Below are 8,945 nucleotides of genomic sequence, written 5' to 3'. Positions count from 1 at the left end.
CGCAGCAACAAAGGCCTACGATTTGATCCTGAGCGAAAGCTTGGCAGCAGAGCTGGAGCCGGCGGGTATCGATGTGCTCGCGATTGCGCCGGGATTCACCGACACCGAGTTGTCGCCGGATTTTGAATTTTCGGGAACAAAGTTCAAGCCAATGGCCCCGGAAACGGTTGCTGCGGCGATCGAAGCGATCGGGCGCCATCGCCTGGCTGTTCCAGGGAAGGGAAATTCCCTGCTTTACCACCTGAGCAAACGCGTGATGAGCCGCAAGGCAGCCACTCGGGCCTTTGGCAATGTGTTTCGGACCGTGCTGAGAAACAAGCTCCGTCACCCTTCGGAAGAAGACGCGGCATAGCGGTTTCCGTATCACTGAAGTCGGAGCGAACAACTGCTTTCAGCGCTACATCATGCAGTCACCGCTCCTGCCGCAAACTTCCGCTTTCCGCCCTCATGGTTCAATCAAGAAATCCGGCCGTTCATTCTTGGGCTGCAATCGACAGTAGTCGCTGCGGTGAGCAAATTTTGGTGCGGTTAGGTTCAGTACCAACACAGGTGCGGTTCGACGCTCGCCTCGTCAAGTTTGCGCAGGCCTTAATAGCAGATGTCACTCTCGTCTCAGAGACTGGCACACGAATCAGTCCAGCGTGCCGATATCTAAACCGCACACTCGGCTTCTTTCGGTGAAGCTTTAAGAGTAGGTGAAAGGTAATAGAGGCCTCGATGGCTGCGCGGGAGAAAGTGCGTCCCCAGTGCGTCCCCAGTGCAATACGCAGTTCTTACGCCAGTGCTAGATATTGGGAAAATTTCAAATATTTCAATTATTTGAAGTGGTGCCCGGGGGCGGGGCGCATGATCCTTACAAAATCAACAACTTAACAAGCAGTGGGACACATAAACCTTCCACAGAATTACAGGGTTTTTCACGAAGATTGTCCCACTGCCATGCAGCCTTAAGCAGCCAAGCCAACGATGTGTGACCTGCCGCTGGTTAAATTCGACCGCGTCATTTTTGCGCTCAACTGGCCAATCTCAGATCTGTTTGCGTCAGGATGACCAGTTTGCGTTTTTTCCACCCTGGACCTTGCCACAGAGAGCAAGGGCGCGGTCAATCGCGGAGCCTTGGCCTTCCAGTTCAGCCACTGCGGCCTCCATACGCAGGAAGAAAGGCAGAAATTCCTCCCCATAGCGCTGCACCAACTCTGCAGCGCCTCGCAACGCCTCTTGATACAGGTCCAACTTGCTCTGCATTACATCTCACCCAAAGACGGAGTGGTTCACCAGATTAGACCAAAATACCGTTCTCTCTAGTGAACCACTCAAAACAACGTGCCTCGGTTCTGCTTAGATTCTGAGGCCCTTCGCCAAGGTCCTACGGAGCTTCCGCTCCATTTCCCCGCCCATTTCTTGTTTGCACAGGTCAGACGAGAACTTCGCATTGCCATGCAAGGAGCCAGTCCTGTTTAGCAATGGTGCCGCAACAACCTCCGCGTAGCTACGTGCCGCTTTTGGTGATTCGAAGTACATGTCCGGCAGCGAAATTCCATCAACACAAAGCCTCAGCCGCGCGTCACCCGACGCTCGCCACTTAACCTCAGCAGAACACGTTTTTGCGGTCATACATGATGTAGTTTCGCCTTCTTGGGACATACGTTCAAACATCCAGGACATAATTCGCTCCCCAATTTCGGCCATCTGTTGATACCTTGCAGATGGCGGTGTTTTAATATAAAAAGTATCATTACAATCTATAGGTGTGCAACGTATGTCAATAGGAAAAATATCAATTCGCCAGATCAAAGCGGCTCGTGCCCTCCTCGGGTGGTCACAAGACAAACTAGCTGAATCATCGGGTGTTTCCCTCCCAACAATTGCCCGTTTGGAAGCCCTGGACGCAGAAACCATCGGCGGCCGTGCATCCACTGCAGACGCTATCCGGTCCGCTCTTGAAAAAGCGGGTGTTGTTTTTATTTCCGCCGATGCGGGCGGTCCTGGCGTCCGCCTGCCAATAGGTGTTTTGTGCGATACCCCGCACCCCTAGCTATTCCTGCCAGGCGCCGCATAGGGAGCTGGGCTAAAACAAGTTGAAAGCGCCCGCCATCTTACTCCAACCGTCACACCTCCCCGCGCCCCTGTGCTGACCGTCACCTCCCTGCCTGTCCCTGGCATTCCCCAATTTGCATCCATGAACGAAGTCAGAGGCCAGCCACAAACAGCCGGACGGAGAAAAGCGGGGAGGGCTGGGGAGCCTTGGGGAGGCTGCAGGGAGCGTGAAAGCACTAAGGATTTCATAATTAAAACCTATAAATCAATATCTTATAAATTACACCTTCTTACATAGGGAGTTAAGGAAGTATTCTATAACCCCCACACAAGAAAATCGTCCAAATGGGCAATTTCTTTAAAGGAGTATAGAAACTCTCCCCCTCCCTGCACCGGTCTTCTTACTGCTGTTGATGCCGTCGCGGGTCCTTCTCCGCTCCTGCCACGTGGGTATATTCGCGCCCCGTTGTTTTGGGCAGTTACAGGTTCTGCAATTGTGGGCTTTTGGGTTGGGGTTGTTATTGTTTGACCCGAAAAACCGCCGCCCGGCTGAACTCTAGTTATCTTGCTTAGCAAAATCACATGTAAGCGTATTCGCCGCATTCTGCCAGGGGTGCGGAGCGGTGCCCAGAAAACGGCAAACTGGCCGAACAGGGGTGCGGGGGCAAGGTGCCGATGCTTGTCCAACTTTCAGCACTACCAACCGCAGACGGCGGCTTGGCCTGCGCTGAGTTTCGTTAGCCCTTCCCTTCCACGCCCAGTCACCGAACAAACGATATGTTTCGTCTCCGACCAGTTCGAAGACAAACCACCTTCGATGTTCTTGTCATTTTCACTCCCCAACAGCTTGCTGGGGATGCTCGGGGAGCGGGGTCTACTCGATCCTAAGCGGGGTGCGGGGTACTTTGTCGAACCAGTCTCAAGGGCTACCAAGCGCAATTTTCATATACCAGCATCGCAACATTAGGACCAACTACAGTCCCAGCGTCTTGCGGTCCAACTGCGCAAGCCAGCGAGTGTATGACAGACCTTGCGAAATCAACAGCACAGCCACTTCTTCCGCAGGCTGATTTGGTTCTTCTACGCCCTGCTCGTGCCTGTAGAAATGCGCCGCGTTGATCCAATCTTTGAAACCTTCAAGCGTCTTGGCGCTAACAGACTGCAAAGTCGGGTGTGCCGCATATAGCGCCTGCTGATCCTTTCCAATTTTGTCGCCGGCTGTACGGGCATCCAATCGTGGTACACCGTAGGACAGCTTAAACAAGTTCTCACAAGCCCCAAACGCGCAGCGAATTGCACCTATGTAGTCAACGGGATCAAGTAAAAGGCACTCATCAATTCGGTCAATGAGATCAGCAGTAGCACGATACCGTTTATCACCTAGGCCCGCAATTGCAGACTCCTTGTTTGCACCAAATGCGCTATCGATCAGAGGGTGAACACCGCCGAGATCATCTATCTAGTACGCTAAGTTCTCTTCCTGGAATATTCTGCTTACCTCTTCCAAGAACTTCTTTTCGTCGAGACGATAAGCATTATTCAGATATTGCGAAATTATAGTCACAGCGTCCAACATTTCTGTGACAATGATTTTCTCAAAGAACCATTCCCAACTAGCTATCCGCCGTCCAGATGTAGAGCGAGTGGAAAACTTCCGGCCTAATTCATCTTCAAGCCTGTTCTGCACGTACAGTGCATGATTCAAGCTGGACCCTGACCTGGACGTGCTCGGTGTCGGGCACGATTTCGTGGCCAACCTTGCAAGCCTAAAGCGAGCCTTCTTGCTGTCCTTTGCTGGTACACCGGCGCTCACGTAAAGATGTGAATACCGCCTGCCTGTTGCTCGGTCGTTCATTGTCTTCTCTATACCTGCATTCGGCCTCAAGTTGAAACATCTACCCCTCTCCTGCAACTCCTATTCCAACTGCAATCAAACAAGGGCGAAAGGTTTTCTTATCCACACCCGACGGGAACGGCTAGTTAACGTGTTTTAAACAAGCCCGCCGCCCTCTCTTTGCGTAGGTTGATAGTTCGCGGGGATTAGGGATGAAGTCAGCGGAAACTCAGACAATGTACCCGCTTTTGCTGGCACTCGATGCCGCCGACGTGAAACCAGGTAAGTTCTACCGGCACTTCTATGGAGGCGCTCTAGACATATCGCTGACAGATTCATGCGGGCTGGACGAACATATAACCAAGCCGATGCGTGGCGCCGGAGCCGGGCGCGGTGGCGGTCGCTTCGTTACAGCCCTGGGCACGATGTGTCTGGCGGTTTTCTTCCGCCTGGTATCAGGTGGCGTCCACTCAAAACGCGCGATCCGCATCGCCCAATCCTTTTGCTTCCTGGGCGAAACAGGAGACGGTGTGCGGGCATTCCAGCGTGGTAGGCCTCGCGCGCCAGGCGATGTGTATTCCGGACCACAAGATACACTTTTGGTGGCTCTGTTAAATTCTCCGGCCCCATCGGATGACAAAGGTGCAGGCTTCGCATTCATACCAAGCACAGACCTGACAGCCGTGGAACTCTCACATTGGCAGGGGCACCAAGAAGCAGAGCAGGAGCCAGTCTGTGTCATCAACCTTTCGGAACTACATCGGCGCGTTCAGAACAAACTAGAAGTCGGTACAGCTCATGCCTTGCCGAACAGTACCGGCGATACTGACAGCGCTGCATCTACTTGGCTCAAGTCGGCCACTGATCCACTAGGCGCGTTTCTGGCCGATTGCGCAGTTCGCGACACAAAAGCACGCACCCCAACACAGGAGTTCTTTCGGGCATTTGAAGCTTGGTATTCGGATTGGACTGGGACGCTGCTGACTTACAAACCCAGCTCAAGAAAAGGCCAATCCACGCTGCAAACTGGCCTTGCTGCACATGGCATCCACAAGGTGAAGTCTAACGGCATAATGACCTATGCTGGATTCCGCTGGCTGAAAACACCCGAAGTTGAAGCCTATCTGGCGAAGCCTTTAGCCCCCGAATAGAGCCTCTGCCCCTCCCCTTCTCCGCCAGCAACCGCCCTCCAAAAGGAGACAGCAAATGCATTCCTACTCCGTGGCCGAAGCACCTCTTTCCAAGACAGCCCTAAGCCGTAATCACACCATTGCTGCCTGCCTCACGGTTCTCACCCGTGAAATTCACACGGCAGGAATTGAAACACAGGACGCCTTAGATCTGCTGAGGGACGCACCGGACAAAATCGAGGCAGCTCTTACTCGTGGCCGCTGTGCCCTGGTCATCTACCGCCTGGACAAATCCGGCGCGCGCGGCGTTGTGAGTGACAAGGACTCGCGCCTCAATCACTTCGTGGCCGTTGCAGAGCAAGAAGGCGCTCCGCTTTTGGGCTTCTGCCCAGGCGCGATTGCTGAACTGGCCGTCCTCGTCGGCGCAGGTGCCGCATCCGTAAGAATGGATTCCTGACCAATGCTGCACGAACACATCACACAACACAAAGAACCAGTTTTCGGCCCCAAAGTGGCTGCCGAAGCGAGAGTGGAAGACAGGGACCGGAAGGTCATTCTGTCGTTCTCAAGTGAGCTTCCTGTCCTGCGGGATTTCCCCACAGGACAGGTCTATGAGGTCCTGGGGCACGAACCGGGCGAGGTTGACCTGGCCAGGCTCAACAGCGGCTCTGCTCCCGTCCTCAAGGATCACCGGCGCGACGTCGACTCGATGGTAGGGACGGTGGTCTCCGCCCGCATCGAAGGGCGCCGGGGCCGCGCAGTTGTGCGGCTTGCTGACACCCCAGAAGGCAGCTCAATGCTCGCCCGCATAGAGGCAGGCGAAGTGCAATCGGTATCGGTGGGGTACGCCGTCCATGAGCTGAAACCGGCCGGAGAACACAGCGGTTATCCCGTGCTTCGAGCCACGAAATGGGAAGCGGTAGAAATTTCTCTCGTCGCAGTTCCGGCTGACCCTACTGTGGGGGTGGGCCGGTCCCTGGCGATTGGTTGTTCCGCATCCTTTCCACCGAACTTGAAAGGCACCACAATGACAGCTCCCACCACGACCGGAACTCAGACCAACCCAACTCCCAATTCCGTCACCGCTGAACGCAAACGCGCGGCAGAAATCACCACACTTGGACGGCAATTCAACATCCCCAGCGAGGACATTTCCGCAGCGATCACAGACGGGACCGCCGTTGACGCATTCCAGCGTTCGATCCTGGATGGAATGGGCAGCACACCACAGCCCGCCACGCGCAGCCGTATGGGTGCTCCGGCGGTGGCTTCGGCCGAACGTTCCTATTCTCTGACGCGGCTTGCGCAAGCAACGCTGTCCGGTGACTGGTCGCATGCAGGCTTCGAACGCGAGTGCGCCGAAGAGGTACGCAACCAGACTGGCCGCAGCGCATCAGGTGTGTATGTGCCAGTCGGCGCGCTCGCAAAACGCGACTTGGTCACCACTGCGACGGCGCCGTCTCTGATCGGCACGCATCAAATGCACGACGCATTTATCGAGGTATTGAAACCGCAAGTCCGCGTCATGGAACTGGGCGCGACCGTCCTGCCTGGACTTATCGAGAATATCTCCATACCCCGGCAATCAGCGGGTTGTGCTGCCGAATGGATTGCCGAGGATTCCGAAGCAGGCGAAAGCACACCCAGTTTTGATTCCGTGTCGCTGACACTGCACCAACTCTCTGCACACACACGCATTTCCCGACGGCAGCTCAAACAAAGTTTGCCTGCAGTTGATCAGATTTTGACAAATGACTTGCGCGCACAAATTGGCGTTGCTCTGGACAAGGCCGCGATTGCAGGGACGGGCACCGGGCCTGAACCCACAGGCATTTTGAACATGGCCGGGGTTGGAAATGTTCCCCTGGGCACCGACGGCGATCAAGTCATGTGGCGTCACCTCATGGACCTGGTCAGCACCGTAGAGGCCGCCAACGTTGACCCTGCCTCCTTTGGCTTCCTGACCAATCTCAAAGTCAAAGGCTGGCTAATGTCCACACCGCGCGTGGCTGGCACAGAAACGATGATGCTTGACCCGGATGTGGCCTCGACGGCGGACGACATGCGTATCGCTGGCTATCGCGCACGGTTTTCCGGCAATGTGCCGTCAAATCTGACCAAGGGCAGCGGTACAAATCTGTCCGCAGCGATTTTCGGCGCCTGGGCTGATCTTCTGATTGGCCAGTGGGGCGGGATCGACCTTATTGTGGACGATGTGACCGAAGCAGCGAAAGGCAACGTGCGCCTTGTTGCCCACAGTGAGTGGGACATTGCCGCACGCCATGCCGAATCCTTCGCAGCAATTCAGGATATTGTGACGGCCTAACGCCTCCGTTCCTTCAAGCCAAAGCCTGGCCCCGCGGCCCTTCTACGCCAATTAGGCCGCAACCGCGGGACCAGGCACGCAACATAATTGAATTTGCGGAGGCTTCGCTATGCAAATGACCTCAATGCAAGAATTCAGAGCGGTGCCACTGCCGACACGGCGTGGTTTGTCGCGCGTAGAAGCCGCAGAATACATCGGAATTGGTGCTTCAAAATTTGATACCATGGTCTCCGATGGCCGGATGCCCAAACCTAAGAAAATTGACGGCCGCCGGGTCTGGGATGTGCGCTCCCTGGACCGTTCCTTTGAGGCCTTGCCAGGTGGCGACGAGTCGGAACACAATCCCTGGGACGAGTAGATGCCCAGGAAAACCATGAAGTTTCGTTTGAAATACGTGGTGGAGGACACCGACCGGCACGGCAACGTAAGGCTCTACTATCGGCGCCACGGCCGGAAGACCCGCCTGCGGGGGCCTATTGGCTCGCCGGAATTCCTAGCCGACTATCGCCGCGTTGCAGCCAGCCAGGATGCATCCAAGGACACTGCAACCAAGGCTGCGCGAGTCTTGCCGCGAAGTATCCGATGGCTTTGTGTGCAGTACTACAAGAGCGCAATGTTCAAGGAACTGGACCCAAGAACGCAGAAGGTGCGGCGTTCTATCCTCGAGCGGTTTTGCCAAAACAAAAACGATGGTGACAAGCCGTTTACGCTCCTGCTTCCCCGTCACATTCGCTCCCGCAGAGACGAAATGACCGACCGCCCCGAAGCCGCTAACAGCATGGTCAAAGCACTTCGTCAGCTCTACCGTTTTGCCCTGAGGTACGATCATCACGAGGACAACCCCGCGGAAAAGGTGGAATATCTAAAAGGCAATGCCGACGGCTTCCATTCATGGTCGCTGGAAGAAATCGAAAAGTTTGAAGAGTGCCACCCGGTCGGCACACCCGCACGCCTGGCGCTGACCCTCGCCTTATATACGGGTCAAAGACGGGCCGATCTGGTCAAGCTTGGCAAGCAGCACGTTCGGAACGGCTGGCTGATCTTCACACAGCACAAGGGCCGAAACAGAAACCCTGTGCGGATGGAAATTCCGATCATCCCCGCGCTGCAACAAACTATCGACCAAACACCTACTGGCGACCTGACTTTCCTGGCGACGGCGTTCAATCGGCCATTCACTTCCAACGGATTCGGGAATCGTTTCCGCAAGTGGTGCGACGAAGCAGGATTGCCAAATTGCTCTGTCCACGGCCTCCGCAAAGCTGCGGCCGCGCGGCTGGCAGAGTTGGGCTGCAGTGAGCACGAAATCATGGCGATCACCGGGCACAAGACCAGTAAGGAAGTCACCCGCTACACCCGTGCGGCCAGCCAAAAGGCGCGCGCCGAAAGTGCGCTGCGTCGAATGTCCGAAGAACAAACAGCAGACAAGAGTGTCCCACTTTTAGGCGCGCTGGCATCGAGTGGGACAAAACCACATCGCAAGTAATTGAAGCCAAACGATGTTTGGAAAGGATGGTGCCCGGGGGCGGAATCGAACCACCGACACGAGGATTTTCAATCCACTGCTCTACCCCTGAGCTACCCGGGCACGGGAAGGCTGATCGCCTTGGGTGGGGGC

The 8,945-nt window shown here is 55.5% G+C and carries 8 protein-coding genes, 1 tRNA gene and 1 pseudogene; 7 read left to right on the top strand and 3 right to left on the bottom strand.

Annotation, left to right across the window (positions count from 1 at the left end; genetic code table 11):
- Positions 1-352: pseudogene (locus tag A2I95_RS23525) on the top strand (hypothetical protein); the annotation flags it as partial.
- A 689-nt stretch (positions 353-1,041) separates the two neighbouring features.
- On the opposite strand, the gene A2I95_RS23520 reads toward A2I95_RS23525, so the two are convergent.
- On the bottom strand, positions 1,042-1,233 hold the full coding sequence (locus tag A2I95_RS23520; protein WP_291733748.1) for a hypothetical protein: 192 nt from the start codon (positions 1,231-1,233) through the stop codon (positions 1,042-1,044).
- 526 nt (positions 1,234-1,759) lie between these two features.
- On the opposite strand from A2I95_RS23520, the gene A2I95_RS23515 reads away from it, so the two are divergent.
- Positions 1,760-2,035, top strand: a complete 276-nt coding sequence (locus tag A2I95_RS23515) for a helix-turn-helix domain-containing protein (RefSeq protein WP_291733747.1) — start codon at positions 1,760-1,762, stop codon at positions 2,033-2,035.
- A 975-nt stretch (positions 2,036-3,010) separates the two neighbouring features.
- Here A2I95_RS23515 and A2I95_RS23510 read toward each other — a convergent pair.
- Positions 3,011-3,271, bottom strand: coding sequence for a hypothetical protein (locus A2I95_RS23510; protein ID WP_291733746.1), 261 nt, complete (start codon positions 3,269-3,271; stop codon positions 3,011-3,013).
- Positions 3,272-4,107: 836 nt separating this feature from the next.
- Between A2I95_RS23510 and A2I95_RS23505 the strand changes: the two genes are divergently transcribed.
- The 5 genes from A2I95_RS23505 to A2I95_RS23485 all read left to right on the top strand — a co-directional run bounded on the left by A2I95_RS23505 (position 4,108) and on the right by A2I95_RS23485 (position 8,813).
- Positions 4,108-5,022 carry a hypothetical protein gene (locus A2I95_RS23505; RefSeq protein WP_291733745.1) on the top strand — a complete coding sequence of 305 codons (915 nt, stop codon included), beginning with the start codon at positions 4,108-4,110 and terminating at the stop codon, positions 5,020-5,022.
- A gap of 55 nt (positions 5,023-5,077) precedes the next feature.
- Positions 5,078-5,458, top strand: a complete 381-nt coding sequence (locus A2I95_RS23500; protein WP_291733744.1) for a hypothetical protein — start codon at positions 5,078-5,080, stop codon at positions 5,456-5,458.
- Positions 5,459-5,461: 3 nt separating this feature from the next.
- Entirely contained in the window at positions 5,462-7,327 is a 1,866-nt protein-coding gene (locus A2I95_RS23495) for a phage major capsid protein (protein ID WP_291733742.1), read from the top strand.
- A 109-nt stretch (positions 7,328-7,436) separates the two neighbouring features.
- Positions 7,437-7,685 (top strand): hypothetical protein, encoded by a 249-nt coding sequence (locus A2I95_RS23490; RefSeq protein WP_291733739.1) that lies wholly within the window; start codon positions 7,437-7,439, stop codon positions 7,683-7,685.
- Positions 7,686-7,700: 15 nt separating this feature from the next.
- Positions 7,701-8,813 carry a site-specific integrase gene (locus A2I95_RS23485; protein ID WP_291733737.1) on the top strand — a complete coding sequence of 371 codons (1,113 nt, stop codon included), beginning with the start codon at positions 7,701-7,703 and terminating at the stop codon, positions 8,811-8,813.
- 27 nt (positions 8,814-8,840) lie between these two features.
- Here A2I95_RS23485 and A2I95_RS23480 read toward each other — a convergent pair.
- A tRNA-Phe gene (locus A2I95_RS23480) sits at positions 8,841-8,915 on the bottom strand.
- Between the last annotated feature and the right edge of the window lie 30 nt (positions 8,916-8,945).

Source organism: Leisingera sp. F5, assembly GCF_001593695.1.
Note: the sequence above shows the minus strand (reverse complement) of the source record. Positions and strands in the feature narration are given on the sequence as shown.